The organism is Rhodopirellula sp. SH410, assembly GCF_055811895.1.
This window is the reverse complement of sequence record NZ_CM147949.1, coordinates 4130973-4147235: the sequence shown is the minus strand read 5'-3', so window position 1 is coordinate 4147235 and position 16263 is coordinate 4130973. Positions and strand designations below refer to the sequence as shown.

Genomic DNA, 16263 nt, shown 5'->3' with positions numbered 1-16263 from the left:
TCGCATCGCACTGACAAAGGAAATTCATGCGCCCCCCCGCTACGCACCCCGTCCGATCTCACTCAGGTTCGCCACGTCCTCAATCGAACCGATGGCGATGCCTGCTGCCGGGATTGCTGCTCGGCCTGACCGGATGCTCGCCCGCCGCTTGGACTGAGTCCTCACATTCAGCTCACCAGAGCGAGTCGTCGAGCGACCCGGCATCACTGTCGCAGGATGCCCCCGCAACACTGTCGCAGGATGACCGAGCGATCGGGCGTCTGACCTTGGTGACCGCCCCAGTCGATAGCGGCCAATCCCAAAATCCGGATGGCGTTCTCGCGCCAGCGGCACAGCAGGGCGAGGCTGCCGAGGCCGCTACCACTGCGAGGGGGCCATCTGAGCCGGCCTACGCCGTGCGAAAACCTCCTGTTCCGGCGACCCCGGAAGGCGACTCCGTCTCATCGCTGTCCAGCGATGGCTTGTCGGGACCGGTCGACTATACCACCTGGCCAATCCCCGCACTGACGCTCTTCGTGACCGGTCAACAGCACGGATATATCGAGCCATGTGGTTGCACGGGTTTAGAAAATCAGAAAGGCGGCGTGGCGCGGCGGATGACTTTCGCGACCCAGCTCCGCGAATCGGGCTGGGAGTTGCTGCCGATCGACGCGGGTAATTTGGTTCGACGATTTGGTCGCCAAGCAGAAATTAAGTTCCATCGCTCACTCGAGGCCCTTCGCGAGATGAAATACGATGCCGTCGGGTTTGGCCCCGACGATGTGCGCATCGGCGTCGGCGATTTGATCCAAGAAGCCGCGGCGGAAACACCCGAGGATGCGATCTATTGCTCCGCAAACGTCGTGCTGTTGGATCCATCGCTGATGCAGGATCACCGAGTCATCGAGCGAAATGGATTGCGAGTTGGCATCACGAGTATCCTCGATCCCGCTTCGCTGACGTCACCGCTGAGCGAAGACATCACGTTGAACGATCCCGTGATTTCGGCGCGATCGATTATGGAAAAGCTAAAATACAGTCACGTGAATTTCAAAGTTTTGACTTTCTACGGAAAGGAAGAGCAGGCTGAGGAGCTGGTACGCCAGGTCCCTGGTTTTGACCTCGTTGTCGTCGCTGGCGGCTACGGTGAACCGTCCTACCAACCCGAACCGATTGACGGCACTGCGACAAAGATGATTTTGACCGGCGCCAAAGGCATGTATGTCGGATTGGTCGGGCTCTACAAGGACTCGCAAATGCGATACGCCCGCGTCCCGCTCGATGATTCGTTCGGCGATGCACCGGAGATGCGTCAATTGATGGCTGAATATCAATCGCAACTCCGTGATCTCGGTCTGGAGAATCTCGGAATCAAACCGATCCCGCATCCCTCGGGTGAAAAATTCGTCGGTTCAGAAGCCTGTGGCGAGTGCCATACCACGGCGTATGACATTTGGAAAGACTCGCCGCACTTCAACGCGACCGAGAGTCTCGTTCATCCCGGCGAGCGTGGTGATGTGCCGCGGCACTTCGATCCCGAGTGTATCTCGTGTCACGTCACCGGTTGGAACGCCCAAAACTACCATCCTTACGTGTCGGGATATTTGAATTTGGAAGTGGACAAGCATCTCCATGGCAATGGCTGCGAGAACTGCCACGGCCCGGGCGCATCCCATGTCGCTGTGGAAAATGGCGACCTCGAGGTGACTGACGCGCGCCGCGAACAGCTTCGCGAGGCGATGAAACTGCCGCTTGCGAAAGCTCGCGAGAAGTGCATGGAGTGCCATGATCTCGACAACAGCCCGGACTTCCACAAAGACGGTGCCTTCGACGATTACTGGGCTGAGGTCGAGCACGAGGGGCTCGATTGAGCAATCTGAAATACGATGCTGGGTAGCCGAATGCGTCGGTGTGTTCACAATCGTTTTCGCTAGCAAAGTCGCTGATCGCTCCGTCGATCAGACTCATTGATTGCCGCCCGTCCGGCTGATGTGAGCGGACAGTTCGTCATGAAAACGGTGGATCGACGGAGCGATCCACGACGAAGTTGCTGATCCCGTGATCAGCGACCTTCAATTTCAGCCTGATGCTGAGCGTGAATCGCTTGCAGTTCTGCGGCTTTGTCAGGATGAGTAGCCGCTACGTTCTTGGATTCCGAGATATCATCGCTGAGGTTGACCAAGAACAGCTTGTCCGCTTTGCCTAGCGTGCCGGGTTGTCGAGGGTCCTTGGGATTGCCCAGTAGCTTCCAATCGCCTTGACGGACTGCCCATTGGGCTTGCTTGCCTTGACCGAGCAGCCAGTACAGATGCTCGTGGGGGCTCGGGGCGTCGGCGGACTCGATGACCGACCGAATGCTTTTGCCATCCAGCTTATTTGCGGTAGGTGGGCAGCCCACGTAATCGGCAATTGTCGGTAACCAGTCGCAGCCGAAGACGGGTTGGTCTCGCGTTTGGTTGCTCGGTAGGTGGGCAGGCCATGAAACCACCGAGGGAACTCTCAAGCCACCTTCAAACAGGCTGCCCTTGCATCCACGGTACTCTCCCGGATTCCCTCCGCCTCCAAAGGCACGCTCTTCGACGCTGTGGCCGTGATCGGATTGGTACACGATGAGCGTATCGTCTCGCAGGCCGAGCGATTCGACTTGAGCGACGATCTCACCCATCAATTCGTCCGCCGTGCTCAACAGTGCTGCGTAGCGTTGCCGCTGAGGATCGTCGATGCGTTGCGCGTAGTGATCCCGCCATTTTTTGCTGCCCTGGAGCGGGTAGTGCGGCCAATTGATGGCCATATAGACAAAGAATGGCTGTTCGCTTGGCGTGCTGATGAATTGTTTGCAGTAGTCTCGCATCAGGTCGCCAAAGTACTCACCATCTCGATGAATCTCGCGACCGTTGAGCCATAGGTCATGACGGTTGGGGCCGTGCCAGTAGAAAAAATGCGAGTAGTTATCGATGCAGCCCTGCATATGGCCGAACGAGAAATCGAAACCTTGGCCATTGGGGCGAGTCTCGGGGCGATGGCCGAGATGCCACTTGCCGATGTGGGCGGTTCGGTATCCGGCGTCATGCAGCATGTCGGCAATGGTCACTTCACCATGCGGCATGCCTTCGGTGGCCACCGCGTCGCCGACGTTACTTGGGACTCCCGCGCGAGCGGGATATCGCCCTGTCATCAACCCCGCCCGCGATGCCGAACAGATTGCAGAGGGAGAGTACATTTGGGTGAAACGCACTCCCGTGGCCGCAAGTCCGTCGATCGTCGGCGTGATCAAGTCCGTCGAACCATAGCAGTTCGCATCGAGCGACCCTTGGTCATCGGTGTAAAAAACGATCACGTTGGGACGATTCGGCGCCGCGGTCGGCTTGACCTTTTCGGCGGCACGCACCGTCGTCGACGCGAGGAAAAATTGACAGAGCACAAGTAGAGTGATTCGCGACATCATCGAGGTCCTTTCTTTAGTGGGCTTCTTTATTGAGAGGTTCGTCCACGACGATGGCAGCCGGGAAATCGGCAGCATGTTCCCCGTCTTTTTCTGCCCAGCGTTTGTTCTGCGAGCCCCCGGCGGGCTGGTTCATCGGAATGTCCATGCCGCCGGCTTCGCCCAGCATCTCGTAGAGTCGCTGCTCCATTTTCTTGGCAACGGGTCTGTATTTCGGATCGGCGATCAAGTTGTGCTTCTCACCGGGGTCCGCTTGCAGATCGTACAGTTCGTCCACGTCCCACAGTCCGTAGTAGCTGATGTATTTGTATTGGTCGCCGCGGAGCGCGAATTGGGTCGGCGTCTGAGGGAAATTCTTTTCCCAATAGTAGACATACAGAAAATAGTCTCGCCATTTACTCTCATGGCCGTTGGGCAGGTCCAGAAAGCTGGTCCCGTCCATGTAGTCCGGCGTTTGCAGTCCGGCGGCGTGCATGATCGTGGGCCCAATGTCAATGTTGCCGATCATGTCTTCGACCACCGTGCCGCCTGGGTAGAGATCGGGGCACTGCATCATCATCGGTACCCGCATCGATGCGTCATAGGAGACGCGTTTGTCGATCAAGCCATGTTCGCCCCACATGAAACCATTGTCGCCCATGTAAACGACCAGCGTTGAGTCGTAGAGCCCCATCTCTTTGAGTTGGTCGAGGACACGACCGACACTATCGTCGACGCCCAGTAGTGTTTCGCAGTAGCGGCGATAGAGATAGTCGATGCCTTTATCGCTGTGATAGGGGAAATCGATCCCATGCCAGCTGTTGCGTTGATCGCGGACCCAGCGGGGTGCGTTGTTATCGGCAGTAACCCCTTTGCCGCGTGGCAGGAAACTGAGGTCCTCGTCCGCATAAGAGTCTTTGTCTTGATCGGCCGGCGTGAAGTTGGAGTGGACGGCCTTGTGAGACAGATAGAGAAAGAAGGGTTTGTCGGAAGCCTGCTGCTCTTTCATCCAATCGACGGCGTAGTCGGTCAGTTCATCCGTGATGTATCCCTTTTGCTTCACACGTTCGCCATCCACGTTGAGTGTGTAGTTTGGATTGGGGGGCCAATAGTGGCCCTGGCCACGAAAGCTCACCCAGTGATCGAATCCCGGTCGCGGGCTATCGTGGCTACCTCCCATATGCCATTTCCCAATAAAAGCGGTTGAGTAGCCCGCCTTTTGAAGGTATTCCGGGAAGAACTTTGTTCCCTCCGGCACGAGCCGGTTGTTGTCAATCACGCGATGCTTGTGCGTGTACAGGCCTGTCAGTATCGAAGCGCGACTGGGGGAGCACAGCGAAGTGGTTACAAACGCATTTTTTAAGTGCACGCCGTTGGACGCCAATGAATCGAGATGAGGCGTCTTGAGGAACGGATGGTTCATAAACCCCATCGTGTTGTAGCTATGGTCATCCGTCAGAATGAAGACCACGTTTCGCGGCTTGACGTTTTCACGTTTGCCGACCGCAGGCAGATCCGCGGCCCCGGCGCCGAGTGGAACCGTCAGTGCAGTCAGCGGAAGAGACAGCAGGAGGAAGAGGGCAAGCTTGACAGGCGGGTGAAAACGCATGCGAAAAGTTCTCTGAGGGGAATTCTTAGGTGTCCATCGAGCACGCAATCATAGCAGCAATGACGTGGGCATTCACATGGTCTCGAAACGTATCCGGTGGAACGGGCGAGGCAAGACCATTCTCGCGTCTTGGAATCATCGAATGGGCACCGACTTCTTCCACGCGAACTTCTCTAGGGGGACGACTCCCCGTACAATCTGACGATGAATCAGTCTGATGGTGATTCTCCCGTTTCCCTCCCAGGATGCCCCATGCTTACGACCGAAAAAATTCAGGACTTTCACCGCGACGGGTATGTGCTGATCCCGAGCGTGTTTGATGCGGATGAGATGGCGGGGCTGCTCCGCTATTCCAAAGGTGATCAGGCGCTCGATGCGGAGGCAAAGACTCGGCAGGACGCGAGCGGAGGCGAGACTCGCTTGGCGGTGCGGAATGATCTCGACGAAGACTCGATGTACACGGCAATCGCGTGTTCACGCCGGATCGTTGATCCAATGGAGGCGTTCCTCGGCTCGGAAATTTACCACTACCATCACAAAATGATGTTGAAGGAACCGCGGGTCGGTGGTGCTTGGGAATGGCACCAAGATTACGGGTACTGGTACAACTTCGGGTGTCTCTATCCGGATATGGGAAGTGCGCTGTTGGCGGTCGATCGTGCCAACCGCGAGAACGGTTGCCTGCAGGTGCTGCGAGGTTCCCATCAAATCGGCCGCGTCGATCATGGCAAGTCGGGGCAGCAGGTGGGCGCGGATATGGAGCGTGTCGAGCAGGCGATGAAGCGTCATGAGTTGGTGCACTGTGAGATGCAGCCGGGGGACGTCTTATTCTTCCATGCGAATCTGCTGCACCGCAGCGACAAGAATGAAAGTGAGCATCCGCGCTGGTCGCTGATTTGCTGCTACAACACTCGCCACAACGATCCCTTCCTCACCGGCAAGCACGCCAGTTACAGCCCTCTGGAACGCTGGGACGACGCTCGCGTCCACGAGCGATTGACCTCTCGGTCGGGGGCAAGCTCATGACGCGGATCGCGTTGCTCGGGACCGGGCTGATCGGATCTTTTTACACAGAAGCCCTGCATGGGGGGCGCAGCCGTGATCGGGTGGAAATGGTGTATTCACGCTCGCCGGACAACGCTGCCGAATTCGCGGCGAAGTGGGGCGTGGGACGCTGGACAACGAGCCTTGATGAAGCCGTTGCCGATGAGGCGATCGACGTCGTGATCGTCGCGTTACCCAATGATCTGCACGAGCAAGCCGTTGTGGCGGCGGCGAAAGCGGGCAAGGCCGTCTTGTGCACCAAACCGCTCGGCCGCAACGCTGACGAGGCACTGCGAATGCTTCGGGCGGTAGAGGAGGCGGGCGTCTTTCACGGATACCTCGAGGACCTCGTCTACCCACCCAAGACACTCAAGGGCCTGCAGTCCGTTCGAGCCGGCGATTTAGGGAGAATTCTGTGGGTGCGATCGCGCGAAACACACCCGGGGCCGCACAGCGATTGGTTCTGGGACAAAGAGCGAGCCGGTGGCGGCGCGATCATTGATATGGGCTGTCACTGCATCGAGATCGCACGCTCGTTCATTGGCAAAAACATCCGCCCCGTCGAAGTCGTGTGCTGGGGCGACACCCAGGTCCATCCCATTGAGTCCGAAGATCACGCCGTCGGCATGGTGCGTTATGAGAACGGTGCCATCGGACAGTTCGAAGTCAGTTGGGCTTTTCGCGGCGGCATGGACCTGCGTGATGAGGTCGCCGGGACCGAAGGCACGCTGTGGCTGAACCATTGGTTGCGCACGGGCATGGAAATGTATACGGCAAAGGGGACGACCGATTACGTAGCTGAAAAGTCTGAGAGCAGCGGCGGTTGGATGTTCCCGGTGGGCGACGAGGTCGCAGCCCTCGGGTACACCCATATGTTCACGGACATGTTGGATGCCATCGACCAAGGACGCGAACCCACCGAGACCTTCTACGACGGGTACATCGTCAACGCCATCATGGATGCGAGTTACCGATCGATCCAAACCAAGCGTTGGGAGCCCATCGACCTACCCATTTGGCGAGCGGACGAGGTATTCGATGGTCCCGTGGCGAACCGCGACTTCGACGACGAGCACGTGCTGTTGAAGGAGGAGCGGATGCCGGACGGCCGCATCAAAAGGATTCTTCGGAACAAGTCGACCGGAGCGCTGAGTCATCGCCTATCATGAGAACGTGACGCTTGAGCCCGTTCCGGGGGCGGGCGGCCGCTGCGAACTGCGCCCGAGACGCCCGTGGCCTTGAACTTAGGTCTCGATCGACTACCATCTACAATAATAATAATCTATAGACATAGGCAGGGTAAACGCGGAATGACAATCATCCAGGGATGCAATACGAGTTCCCACCACAGAACTCGTGCAACAATTTTGTTCACCACGATCGCCATCGGAGCTGTTGTCGCGGGCTGGGGGGATCGTGGCCGGGGGTGGGCGGATGAAGGAAAGGCCGCGGCCGATGCTCGCGCCACCGCAGCGGTGTCGGGCCAGGATCGAGTTCCGGGCGTGGTGATTGATCATTCGCCTGCGGCGAGCGGGCTGTACATTGGTTCGCCAAGCATCGCGATTTTACCGGACGGTTCCTACGTTGCCTCGCATGACTTCTTTGGCCCCAAGTCGGACGAGCATTCGTCGGCGACGACCGTGATTTTTCGTAGTGAGGACGGCGGCCGCAGCTGGGAAAAGACGACCCAATTCAAGGACGCGTTCTGGTCCAATTTGTTTGTCCACAACGGTTCGCTGTACGTGTTCGGGACGACCCGACATCACGGCTTTTTGGTCATTCGCCGTAGCGATGACGGCGGGAGAACCTGGACCGAGCCGCTCGACGGCGAATCGGGATTGTTAACTGAAACAGGCGAGTACCACACCTCGGCGGTCCCGGTGCTGGTTCATGCGGGGCGACTATGGCGTGCCGTAGAGGATGCGAGCAATGGTAAAAGGTGGGGCGCTCGATATGGGGCCATGATGATGTCCGCTCCCGTTGACGCAGACTTGCTGAGTCGCGAGAGCTGGACGTTTTCCAACGTGGTTCAACGCGACCCACAGTGGATGGAAGGAAGTTTCCAGGCGTTTTTAGAAGGGAATGCGGTCGCCACGCCGCAAGGGGATATCCTCGACATCTTGCGGATGCACTACGGCGGGCAAGGCGGCAAAGCTGCAATCGTGCGAATCAGTGCTGACGGAGAGCAGGCGACGTTCGATCCCAACAAGGATGTGATTGATTTCCCCGGTGGCGCGAAAAAGTTTACGATTCGTTTTGATCCGCAGTCCCAGGCGTACTGGTCACTGACGAATGCCGTCACGCCCCATGCACGCGAATCAGGAGCCGTTGCAGGTTCAGTTCGCAATACACTTGCGCTGATGAAATCGACGGATCTGAGGAATTGGGAGATGAAGAGCATTCTGCTCTACCATCCCGATATCGAAAAGCATGCATTCCAGTATCCGGATTGGCAGTTCGATGGAGATGACCTGATCGCTGCAATCCGCACCGCGTATGATGACGGCGAAGGTGGTGCCCATCGTGCTCACGATGCCAACTACATGACCTTTCATCGGTTTAGCGACTTTCGGAATCTGGAAATGTCGGATTCGGTCGTCGACCCCAAAACGCTTGGGTATCCGTCGCAGCCAAGTTCCCATTGAATGGCCGTTCAGCAGAAATCGCCCATGACCATTTTGCGTTCCTGTTTTTGTTCCTGCGCACTGAGCCTAACGTTGATGTCCTCTAGCGGTTTCGCGAGTCCGCCGACCCCTGGGACGCGTTCGCTGCGCGGCAGCGAGCGCCAAGTCACCTCGGGGCCAACGAACCATCTCCTGACCAATGCGAATGTGTGGTCGCGTGATGGTCGATGGATCTATTACGACGTACGCAGTGACGCCGCTGGAGAGATCTTCGATGGGCAGCGAATCGAGCGAGTCGATGCGCGAACGGGTGTTGTGGAAGTCGTCTATCAATCTCATCACGATGCCTGTGTAGGAGTCGTTACAGCGTCTCCTACGGCCGACGAGGCCGTCTTTATTCATGGGCCTGACGCCCCGAATGAGGACTGGAGGTACAACGCATGGCATCGTCGCGGGGTGATTGTTGATGTCGATCCAGGCGGCGCGGCAATTAACTTGGATGCCCGCGACTTGGTGCCGCCGTTTACCCCAGGTGCCCTGCGCGGCGGCAGTCACGTGCATACGTTTTCGCCCGATGGAAAATGGGTCGCGTTTACCTATGAAGACCATGTGCTCGCAGAGTTCGAGGGGCCGCAGCATCATGAGTTGAATCAGCGTGAGGTGGGCGTGAGCGTGCCGGCGGAATTCCTGCCGAGTCGGTCTGTCTTGGTCGACTCCAAGCACCCGCGAAATCATGGCGGAGCGTATTTTTCAGTGCTCGTCACACGCACTCACGACCATCCCACTCCCGGTTCCGACGAGATCTGCCGCGCATTTGAAGACGCATGGGTCGGGCATGACGGGTACCTGCATCGGGACAACCACCGACAGCACCGCGCGATTGCTTTTCAGGGCGAGGTCGTTAGCCAAGGAGGCCGGCATCACAGCGAGGTTTACGTGGTTGACTTGCCCGATGATCTGACCCGGGCGGGAGTTCAGCCCTTGGCCGGTACGCCCACGACGCGGCCGTCTCCACCGAAAGGTGTCGTGCAGCGTCGTCTAACAAACACCAGTGATCGCAAGTTCCCTGGTATTCAGGGGCCGCGTCATTGGCTGCGAAGTTCGCCTGATGGCGAGCGAATCGCGTTCCTGATGAAAGATGACGCCGGTGTCGTTCAGATCTGGACCGTCTCACCGCGCGATGGCGAGCTGCGTCAGTTGACACGCAACACGGATGACATCGCTTCTGCGTTCACGTGGAGTCCTGATGGACAGTGGATTGCACACGTGATGGATACGAGTGTTTGCGTTACCAACGCATCGACGGGCGCCACGTTGCGGTTGACGGCGGCCTGTCCGGATTCGTCTGCTCCTCGGCCCGAGGCGTGCGTGTTCTCCCCCGGTGGAGATGAGATCGCGTATGTTCGCCGCGTGCCGGGTGATGACCGAGCAGTGGGATCGCGGCGGGTCAATCAGATCTTTGCGTTGAAGCTCGACGCTGACTTGGAGTGAGATCCAGTCGCTCGGGGCAGTGTTCGCTTGGGGCCATAACCCCCCGCAACGGCGGCGGGTAACCAGCGACGGTGGGCCACCGGCGAAAGTGATCGCCAACAAAAGTGAAGCGGGCAAAGAAAAAGCCTGGACTGCACGGGCAATCCAGGCTCTTTGTCATTTCACATGTGGACGCAAAGGTCGATCACACCGTTTCGGGGATCTTGGCGGTCCGCACGGTTGCGATGATCGCGCTGGCGACCATGTATGGATCCGCGTTGGAGGCGGGGCGGCGATCTTCGAGCCAACCCTTCCAGCCATGCTCGACGGTGAAGATCGGAATCCGGATCGAAGCACCGCGGTCGGAGATACCGTAGCTGAACTTGTCGATCGACTGGGTTTCGTGCAATCCAGTCAAACGCTGATCATTGTCGGCACCGTAGACGTCGATGTGCTCGTTGATCCGAGGCTCGAATGCTTGGCAAACCGCATCATAAACTTCCTTGCTGCCGCAGGTTCGCAGCAACGTGTTGGAGAAGTTAGCGTGCATGCCGCTGCCGTTCCAGTCACCTTGCATAGGCTTGCAATGGTAATTGATAACCAGGCCGTACTTCTCTGCGGTGCGATCGAGCAGGAAGCGTGCGACCCAGATCTCGTCGCCCGCCTGGCAGGCGCCCTTGGCAAAAATCTGGAATTCCCATTGGCCCATCATGACTTCGGCATTGATGCCTTCGACGTTCAGGCCAGCTTCGAGGCACAATTCGAGGTGATCTTCGACGAGGTCACGTCCCGTTGCCTTGCCCGCACCGACGCTGCAGTAATACGGGCCCTGGGGTGCAGGGAAGCCTTCTGCGGGGAATCCAAGCGGACGATTGGTTTCAGGATCGAAGATGGTGTATTCCTGTTCGAAACCGAACCAGAAATCATCATCCTTGTCCATGATGGTTGCCCGTCCGTTGCTGCGGTGAGGACTGCCATCGGCATTGAGGACTTCGCACATGACGAGGAACCCGACGCCGGAGCGATCAGGATCGGGGCAGCAGAAAACCGGTTTGAGCAAACAATCGCTGGCGCCGCCGGGAGCTTGCTGCGTCGATGAGCCATCGAACGACCACACAGGAGCATCCTCGAAATTGCCGCTAAAATCTTCGACAACTTTGGTTTTGCTGCGCATGCTTTGGGTCGGCTGATAGCCATCGAGCCAAATGTACTCCAACTTGCACTTTGTCATAAAACGGGAGTCTCCTCAGACTGGTAGGGCCAGCGAAACGAATGTTCGCAATGGCCTGGAATCGAAACATTGGGACAAAAAACGATCTACCCAACCGCACCTGTCCACACGACTGAGCAGGGTCACCCGCCGCCGTCTGCTAACCCCATTAAAATAGCGGAATTCGCGCAGCTTTCCAGTGGTCAGGCGGAAAGCGTGGCGGTGCGATGCGGGCACCAATTGTCGCCAACACACGCCCCCCAGTGTTAGGTAATCCGGTGGCGGTGTCCCCCTGTCCGCTCTCTCGTGGTTTGGGCCGGAATCCCGCCCCAATGAAACCCCTCTCGATATCGCTGATCGGTTGCCGATGGACCCAAAATACCGCAAGAATTTGCTTCACTCATGGACACGATGGGAAGCCGATGGGGGCAGTTCCCGACCGAGACTCACGCCCCCAACTGTTTGGTCCACTGCTTGCCCTGCTCAACGCACTCGAATTTCAGTTGTCCCAATTGCTCGATTAGCTTGCGGTCATCACGATCGATCGCCGTCTCCACCGTTAAAACCTGGCGGTTTGATAGCGACTGGACGAGCGATGAAATCAGAAACTGACATTCCACCGAAAGTTCACGCGATTCGGGATCGACAAAACGCTTCGAGGGGATGGGGACGGGTTGCCCGTTGTAGAGATACCCGCCCATCGGACTGAGCGAGAGGATCGCACGAGAACTCTCCATGACTTGGACCTCTGGGTCACCGAGCCAAAACTCGCAGGTCGCGAGCATCTGCTGTTGTTGGTGGTCGACCAGGGTATGTCGCTCGATGTCGAAATGGCTCATGGCGGCGGCGACACGTTCGTCAGCGGGCAACAAGGGCACATGGTCGAGTCGCGTGCTGCGTCGCAATTGCAGGAATGAGCGGTTGATCGGTGGGCGATACGTCGACGTTTGAACGGCCATGCGGTCAACACTGCGGGCGACGTGGTATCCGTTGCGAGAGAGCAGCGATCCGGTGCGCGCGTCCGACACGGGCACGCCGATGCCATGGCCGATCGGTGCGAGCCCCGCGTAACCATTCCGGTCGTCACGCACCGGACCGACATGGATGTGACTAACGCCCGCGCCACGCAGTCCCGCCTCAACGCTTTGGAGCAGTTGGTCACAGATCGCGATCCCGGGTTCGTCGGCAAAGCACAACGCAGCGATCGTGGCACTCGGGCCACTCTGAGCGGGTACCGCTTCCGTGGCGGATTGAGCGTCCAATTCAGTGTTGCACCGCTCACCGGAGGGGGCGTCGCAGAATGAGTGAGCCCAGGCAATCACGCGTTCATCGGCCAACGCGACCATCAAATCGGACGGGCGGAAGAAGGCACGAGCGAGTACGGCCCGCTCCAAAATCGAGACACTGACCGGTGGCGACTGGCGGGTGGCCGCCCAGTGTCGCATCCAAACTTCAAAAATCCCCGGTAGATCCGAGTTTTGAAAAGGACGAATTTGAGCCATCGGGAAATTTCCTCGCCGGATAGATTTAGGCTTCCGTGATCACATCACCACATCACCGGCGGTGCTTGCTTGAGCGAAACCGCTAGCCCGAAAACGCCGGCCTCTGAACCGCCCTGAAAAAATGCAACATTGTCCAGTTAAACAACATTATTCAGAAAACTAACCTAGCACAGTGTGGTGCACAATCGGCTTTTAGGAACATCGTGTCCCTGGTAAGCTCCTGCTCGAGTATTTCCCGCCACGACAAGCCTTCACCGCGAAACTTAGAATTCGTTTGACCATGTCTTTAATCGTCCAGAAATTTGGCGGCACCTCGGTTGCCGATCCTGACAAGATTCGTGCTGCGGCCCGTCGAGCCATTCGCGCTCAGAATCAGGGACACCGGGTCGTGATGGTAGTCAGCGCGATGGGCAAGCAGACCGACGAGTTGCTCCGCCTCGCCAGCGCTGTCAGCGAGAAGCCGCCAGCACGTGAGATGGACATGCTGCTCAGCACCGGCGAGCAAACCAGCGTGGCCCTTGTGGCCATGGCCATTGACGACCTTGGGGCCAAGGCCGTGAGCCTGACCGGGGGCCAGTTCGGCATGAAAACGGACAACAGCTTCAGTAAAGCCCGAATTCGATCGATTGACACCTCACGCATCGAATCGCTGCTCGATGAGGGCTACATCGTCGTCGCGGCAGGATTCCAAGGCATCGACGATGACCTCAACATCACCACTCTCGGCCGTGGCGGTAGTGACACCACGGCGGTCGCACTCGCGGCCGTGTTGGGGGCAGACGCGTGTGAGATTCACACCGATGTCGATGGCGTCTACACAACCGATCCACGTTTGCTGCCTGAAGCGCGCCGCGTCGATGTGATCAGTTACGACGAAATGCTCGAACTGGCGTCTCTCGGCGCGGGAGTGATGCACTCACGCTCGATCGAGTTCGCCAAAAAGTTCGGCGTACCCATTCATGTCCGCAGCAGTTTCTCGGATCGCGAGGGCACGATGATCGTGTCGCAGGCGGAATCGGAGAGCTCGCCCGTCAGCGGTGCGGCACTTACCAAGGACGAGGCTCGCGTGACGGTCCTCGGCGTGCCCGATGTTCCTGGCATGAGCCAAGCGATTTTTTCGGCAATCGCCGCCCACAAAGTTGCCGTCGACATGGTGGTGCAGAACGTCGGCGCCCAAGGAAAAGCCGATGTCTCGTTCACCGTTGCCGGTCATGAACTCACACTGACGCTCGACGCGGTGAACGCGATCATGACTAAGATCGGAGCATCCGGAATCACCTACGATGCTGACGTGGCCAAGGTCAGTGTCGTGGGTCTGGCGATGGCGCGGCAGAAAGCTGTCGCGGCGCGTATGTTTCGCGCCCTCGCCGATGCGGGCGTGAACATTCACATGATCACGACCAGCGAAATCAAAATCTCCGCTCTCGTTCCTCGCAGCCATGCCGCGAACGCACTGCGGGCCGTGCACGAAGCATTCCAGCTCGACCAACGCCCCGCGGACGCGAAAACATGGGTTGAAATCCAAGCTGAATCCAGTCGCCACGCCGATGTCGCCGACGTCGTCACGCGTTTGCAAAACGACGCGCTCGAAGCTCTCACGCTCACCAACATCGCGATTCTCGCAGGTCAGGCCCGGGTGACGTTCGACGGAGTCCCTGATCGCGCGGGTGTGGCGGCGGACATTTTTGAGGAAATCGGCCGGGCGGGCATCTTTGTCGACATGATCGTGCAGGGCTACGATGGCCAAGACGGCAGCACCAGCGTCAGTTTTACGATCGACCAAGCCGATCTCGAACCGGCGATCGCAGTCGCTAAAACTCTTTGCCAGCAGAACGCCATGCGCGACGTCCGCGGCTCCGGCGGGATCACCAAACTCAGCGTCAGCGGCATTGGACTTCGCAGTCACACCCAAGTCGGTACCGTGCTGTTCGAGCAACTCGCCGCCGCCAAAATCAATGTTGAGATGATCGCGACGAGTGAACTCCAGGTCAACGTTGTGATTGACTCGTCACGCGGTGATGACGCCGAAAAATGCCTCCGTGCGGCCTTTGCCGAAGCACTCGGATAGGAACCGGCGCTCACGTGCAGTCGTTTCGTGAGTCGCCGAGTGTGTCCGTGGCGTTTGGGAATGTAGGTATTGAACCTACCTTATTCACCAAACAGCACGCAGATGGGGGTGGGTACCGGCTGGGTCTCACGCATGAACGTCAAGGCGCCTGACTCGGCATCAATCGAGAATACGGTTGCCGTATTGCTGTCACGACCGGCAGCGATCAACCATTTTCCGGTGGGGTCGATGTTGAAATTGCGCGGCCAGCCTCCACGAATCGGTTCAACTTCAACGGCGACGAGTTTGCCTGCATCGTCGACGCGGAACACGCTGATACTGTCGTGTCCGCGATTGGCCGCGTACACAAACTGACCGCTGGGGTGAACACGGATTTCCGATGCGCTGTTGAACGTCTCTTTCGCTTTCACCGCTGCGGAGAGTGTCGGTATTGTTTGCACCGGAGTCATCTCACCTTGCTCGGCGTCGTAGTCGAAAACGGTGATGGACAAGGCGAGTTCATTGAGAACATAGATTTTCGATCCATCAACGCTGAACTTCATGTGCCGTGGGCCGCTTCCGGGAGGGCAAACGCCGAACCCGTGAGGGGTCAGTGCAGGCGTGTCAGTATCGAGTTTCCAGATCACGACACGGTCCATGCCCAGGTCAGGTACGAAGACAAATCGATCGTCCGGCGAGGTACCCGTCCAGTGCGCGTGAGACGCCGTTTGCCGGCCTTCGACGACGCCACTACCGACCTTGGGCATGAGCTCGGCATGCTCCTTGACCTCGACCAAACCAGCGATGTGTCCGTCTTTGCCAAGCTCGTACAGCGAAGTCGATCCGCCACCGTACTGGGCCGAAAAAAGCAGCTTGCCCGCACGATCGGTTGACACGTGTGCGGCACCACCGTCACCCGTCCCGACCGCGTCGATAAACTCAATCTGCTTGCCACCCGATTTGCCGGTGACCCGAAAGGCGGAGACAGCATCGCGGGGGCCCTCTGCCGATCCCGGCTTGCCGGTTGCGTAGAGCGTCTTGCCGTCCGGGTGAAGAGCCAGGAATCCGGGGTTATCGCACTCTGCGGCGAGCGTGGGTCGAGTCAGCTTGCCGGTTTCCGTATTGAGCGAACTGTGATAGATCCCACGGCTCTCGCCACCCTTCGGCGTCGTCGTGCCAAACCAAACATCGACAATGTCCGCGGAAGCCATCGACGCCACCACTGGAAAACAAACAGCGGGTAAGAATGCCAAATATCGCATACGAATCATTTACAGGAGCCTTGTCACTCATGAAGGAAAGGGAAGGGGATCGTTGCCGACATTGTAGTGCTTTTCACGCTGCCGCGTTGTCGCCG

At 58.2% G+C, this 16263-nt stretch carries 11 protein-coding genes; 6 read left to right on the top strand and 5 right to left on the bottom strand.

The window, feature by feature from the left end:
- The first annotated feature begins 26 nt into the window (after positions 1-26).
- A complete protein-coding gene (locus SH410x_RS14960) occupies positions 27-1850 on the top strand; it encodes a multiheme c-type cytochrome (protein ID WP_473668410.1) in 1824 nt (607 codons plus the stop codon).
- 191 nt (positions 1851-2041) lie between these two features.
- On the opposite strand, the gene SH410x_RS14955 is transcribed toward SH410x_RS14960, so the two are convergent.
- Both SH410x_RS14955 and SH410x_RS14950 read right to left on the bottom strand, forming a co-directional pair.
- On the bottom strand, positions 2042-3421 hold the full coding sequence (locus SH410x_RS14955; protein ID WP_473668407.1) for a sulfatase-like hydrolase/transferase: 1380 nt from the start codon (positions 3419-3421) through the stop codon (positions 2042-2044).
- Positions 3422-3437: 16 nt separating this feature from the next.
- Positions 3438-5009 carry a sulfatase family protein gene (locus SH410x_RS14950; protein WP_473668405.1) on the bottom strand — a complete coding sequence of 524 codons (1572 nt, stop codon included), beginning with the start codon at positions 5007-5009 and terminating at the stop codon, positions 3438-3440.
- 252 nt (positions 5010-5261) lie between these two features.
- On the opposite strand from SH410x_RS14950, the gene SH410x_RS14945 reads away from it, so the two are divergent.
- From SH410x_RS14945 to SH410x_RS14930, 4 genes are all read left to right on the top strand, one after another.
- Positions 5262-6035, top strand: a complete 774-nt coding sequence (locus tag SH410x_RS14945; protein WP_473668403.1) for a phytanoyl-CoA dioxygenase family protein — start codon at positions 5262-5264, stop codon at positions 6033-6035.
- A complete protein-coding gene (locus SH410x_RS14940) occupies positions 6032-7222 on the top strand; it encodes a Gfo/Idh/MocA family protein (RefSeq protein WP_473668401.1) in 1191 nt (396 codons plus the stop codon). Before SH410x_RS14945 ends, SH410x_RS14940 begins: the two co-directional genes overlap by 4 nt.
- Positions 7223-7420: 198 nt before the next feature.
- Positions 7421-8698, top strand: a complete 1278-nt coding sequence (locus SH410x_RS14935; protein WP_473668399.1) for a sialidase family protein — start codon at positions 7421-7423, stop codon at positions 8696-8698.
- A 24-nt stretch (positions 8699-8722) separates the two neighbouring features.
- Positions 8723-10168 (top strand): DUF3748 domain-containing protein, encoded by a 1446-nt coding sequence (locus SH410x_RS14930; protein WP_473668397.1) that lies wholly within the window; start codon positions 8723-8725, stop codon positions 10166-10168.
- A gap of 184 nt (positions 10169-10352) precedes the next feature.
- Here SH410x_RS14930 and SH410x_RS14925 read toward each other — a convergent pair whose 3' ends face one another.
- Together SH410x_RS14925 and SH410x_RS14920 are read right to left on the bottom strand one after the other, a co-directional pair.
- The gene (locus SH410x_RS14925) at positions 10353-11378 is read right to left on the bottom strand and encodes a glutamine synthetase beta-grasp domain-containing protein (RefSeq protein WP_473668395.1); all 1026 of its coding nucleotides are present in this window, start codon (positions 11376-11378) and stop codon (positions 10353-10355) included.
- 425 nt (positions 11379-11803) lie between these two features.
- Positions 11804-12859 carry a GNAT family N-acetyltransferase gene (locus SH410x_RS14920; protein ID WP_473668392.1) on the bottom strand — a complete coding sequence of 352 codons (1056 nt, stop codon included), beginning with the start codon at positions 12857-12859 and terminating at the stop codon, positions 11804-11806.
- Between the two features lie 280 nt (positions 12860-13139).
- On the opposite strand from SH410x_RS14920, the gene SH410x_RS14915 reads away from it, so the two are divergent.
- Positions 13140-14927: an aspartate kinase gene (locus tag SH410x_RS14915; RefSeq protein WP_473668390.1), complete on the top strand. Its 1788-nt coding sequence runs from the start codon at positions 13140-13142 to the stop codon at positions 14925-14927.
- 80 nt (positions 14928-15007) lie between these two features.
- Here the strand turns inward: SH410x_RS14915 and SH410x_RS14910 are convergent, their stop codons facing one another.
- Positions 15008-16177, bottom strand: coding sequence for a lactonase family protein (locus SH410x_RS14910; protein WP_473668388.1), 1170 nt, complete (start codon positions 16175-16177; stop codon positions 15008-15010).
- Positions 16178-16263 lie beyond the last annotated feature (86 nt).

What these genes read in the sequence shown, in the direction of transcription:
- SH410x_RS14960 (WP_473668410.1), top strand. Translation starts at nt 27, where the DNA reads ATGCGCCCCCCCGCTACGCACCCCGTCCGATCTCACTCAGGTTCGCCA.
- SH410x_RS14955 (WP_473668407.1), bottom strand. Translation starts at nt 3,421, where the DNA reads ATGTCGCGAATCACTCTACTTGTGCTCTGTCAATTTTTCCTCGCGTCG.
- SH410x_RS14950 (WP_473668405.1), bottom strand. Translation starts at nt 5,009, where the DNA reads ATGCGTTTTCACCCGCCTGTCAAGCTTGCCCTCTTCCTCCTGCTGTCT.
- SH410x_RS14945 (WP_473668403.1), top strand. Translation starts at nt 5,262, where the DNA reads ATGCTTACGACCGAAAAAATTCAGGACTTTCACCGCGACGGGTATGTG.
- SH410x_RS14940 (WP_473668401.1), top strand. Translation starts at nt 6,032, where the DNA reads ATGACGCGGATCGCGTTGCTCGGGACCGGGCTGATCGGATCTTTTTAC.
- SH410x_RS14930 (WP_473668397.1), top strand. Translation starts at nt 8,723, where the DNA reads ATGACCATTTTGCGTTCCTGTTTTTGTTCCTGCGCACTGAGCCTAACG.
- SH410x_RS14925 (WP_473668395.1), bottom strand. Translation starts at nt 11,378, where the DNA reads ATGACAAAGTGCAAGTTGGAGTACATTTGGCTCGATGGCTATCAGCCG.
- SH410x_RS14920 (WP_473668392.1), bottom strand. Translation starts at nt 12,859, where the DNA reads ATGGCTCAAATTCGTCCTTTTCAAAACTCGGATCTACCGGGGATTTTT.
- SH410x_RS14915 (WP_473668390.1), top strand. Translation starts at nt 13,140, where the DNA reads ATGTCTTTAATCGTCCAGAAATTTGGCGGCACCTCGGTTGCCGATCCT.
- SH410x_RS14910 (WP_473668388.1), bottom strand. Translation starts at nt 16,177, where the DNA reads ATGATTCGTATGCGATATTTGGCATTCTTACCCGCTGTTTGTTTTCCA.